This is a genomic window from Mesorhizobium sp. M7A.F.Ca.CA.001.10.2.1, from assembly GCF_003998575.1.
Lineage (GTDB): Bacteria > Pseudomonadota > Alphaproteobacteria > Rhizobiales > Rhizobiaceae > Mesorhizobium.
This window is the reverse complement of record NZ_RZQY01000977.1, coordinates 1-1,567: the sequence shown is the minus strand read 5'-3', so window position 1 is coordinate 1,567 and position 1,567 is coordinate 1. Positions and strand designations below refer to the sequence as shown.

Sequence of the window (1,567 nt, the reverse complement as noted above, 5' to 3'; positions counted from 1 at the left end):
GGTCAGTGGCTGGCGGTGCTTGGTCTTGGCCTCATGCCGGTGGGCGCTGCCTTCTATGCCTGGGACATCGGCGTCAAACGCGGCAACATCCAGGTGCTGGGTGCCGCAAGCTACGCCGCACCGCTGTTGTCGACGCTGGTGCTGATCGCGGCCGGCGTCGCCGAGCCGTCGCTGCGCATCCTCGCCGCCTGCGTGCTCATCACCGGTGGCGCGGTGCTCGCCGCAAAATCCCTGTTCCTGCGCAAGCCTGCGGCGACCGAGAGCCGAGCCGGGTCATCCGAAGGCGGAGCCCAGGGCATCCAAAGGCGGAGCCGGGCATGACGATGCCGTTTGCGGGCGGCATCGACGCCAATGCCAATGCGACACTGATCTTTTCGCTGGCGGCGGCGGTGATCTATGCGTTCACGCTAGGCATGCCGCCGACGCTCGCCCGCTCGGCGGCAAAGACGCTTGCCGTGGCGATGCTTGCCGTGCTGGCCGGACTGCAGGGCGGCCCGCTGCTGCTGGTCGCCGCGCTCGCACTCAGCGCCGCTGGCGACGCCTTCCTGTCGCGCGACGGCGAAAAGGCCTTTCTCGGCGGGCTGGCCAGTTTTCTCGTCGCCCACATCGTCTATGTCGCGCTGTTCCTGCGCAGCGGTGGCGGATTGGGAGTGCTTGGCGCCGAGCCGTGGCGCGGAGCGATCGGGCTCGCCATGGCGGTGTTCGTGGTCATCATGCTGGCGGCGCTGTGGCGTCGCGTCGGTCCCGGCCTGGGTATCCCGATCACCGTCTATATCGCCGCGATCCTGGCAATGGGCATCTCGGCGCTGACAACAAGCAATATGTGGGTGATCGGTGGCGCCGTGCTGTTCATGGTATCGGACGGGCTGCTCGCCACCGAGAAATTCCTTGTCGCCGCCATCTCGCCCCACCGCGCCTGGATGCGCTTCGCCGTCTGGGCGCTGTACTACGCCGCCCAGCTCGCGACGACACTTGGGTTCCTGCTAAATTTGGGTTCTTATTGAGTTAGGGTTGTTTCGGCTGCCAGCCGGGTTCGGCCAGCTCAAAGGCGGCAAACTCGAAGCCCGGCGCGACGGTGCAGCCGACCAGCGTCCATTCGCCCAGGCTGCGCGCCGACTGCCACCAGCCTACCGGCACGACGATCTGAGGCCGCTCACCGGCTGCGAGATCGATGCCGAGCACCTGCTCCACAACGGTACTGCCTTCCTCCCACATCGCCAGTGCCAGCGGGGCGCCGGCATGGAAATGCCAGACCTCGGCGGCGTCCTTGACCCGGTGCCAGGCCGAAACCTGATGCTCCTCAAGCAGGAAATAGATGGCCGTCGAATGGCCGCGCGCGCCGCCAGTGCCATCGCGAAAGGTCTCGGCATACCAGCCGCCTTCCGGGTGCGGCTTCAGCCCGAGCGTCGCGATAATTTCTGCGGAGCTGGTCATGGCGACGATACCACCGGGCCTAGAAATTGTCCTTGCGCTTGCGGATTTCGGCAAAGACCTCGGCGTCCGAAGCTTTCTCCAGCCCCAGATGCTTGCGGATCGCCGGATCGTGCCAGCGCAGGAAGGGATTGGT

General features: G+C 66.4%; 3 protein-coding genes and 1 pseudogene. 2 read left to right on the top strand and 2 right to left on the bottom strand.

The features are described 5' to 3' along the window. Positions 1-321 (top strand): annotated as a pseudogene (locus tag EN964_RS34135) (EamA family transporter); the annotation flags it as partial. After that, positions 318-1,004, top strand: coding sequence for a lysoplasmalogenase (locus EN964_RS34130; protein WP_127266958.1), 687 nt, complete (start codon positions 318-320; stop codon positions 1,002-1,004). The pseudogene EN964_RS34135 and the gene EN964_RS34130, both read left to right, overlap by 4 nt. Before the next feature lies 1 nt (position 1,005). On the opposite strand, the gene EN964_RS34125 is transcribed toward EN964_RS34130, so the two are convergent. Next, the gene (locus tag EN964_RS34125; RefSeq protein WP_127266957.1) at positions 1,006-1,434 is read right to left on the bottom strand and encodes a cupin domain-containing protein; all 429 of its coding nucleotides are present in this window, start codon (positions 1,432-1,434) and stop codon (positions 1,006-1,008) included. A 19-nt stretch (positions 1,435-1,453) separates the two neighbouring features. Then, positions 1,454-1,567, bottom strand: a 114-nt coding sequence (locus EN964_RS34120; protein ID WP_281055403.1) for a hydroxyacylglutathione hydrolase C-terminal domain-containing protein, incomplete at its 5' end; no start/stop codon positions are given.

Bases quoted from the DNA above. Each gene is read 5' to 3' on its own strand.
- EN964_RS34130 (WP_127266958.1), top strand. From the start codon at position 318: ATGACGATGCCGTTTGCGGGCGGCATCGACGCCAATGCCAATGCGACA.
- EN964_RS34125 (WP_127266957.1), bottom strand. From the start codon at position 1,434: ATGACCAGCTCCGCAGAAATTATCGCGACGCTCGGGCTGAAGCCGCAC.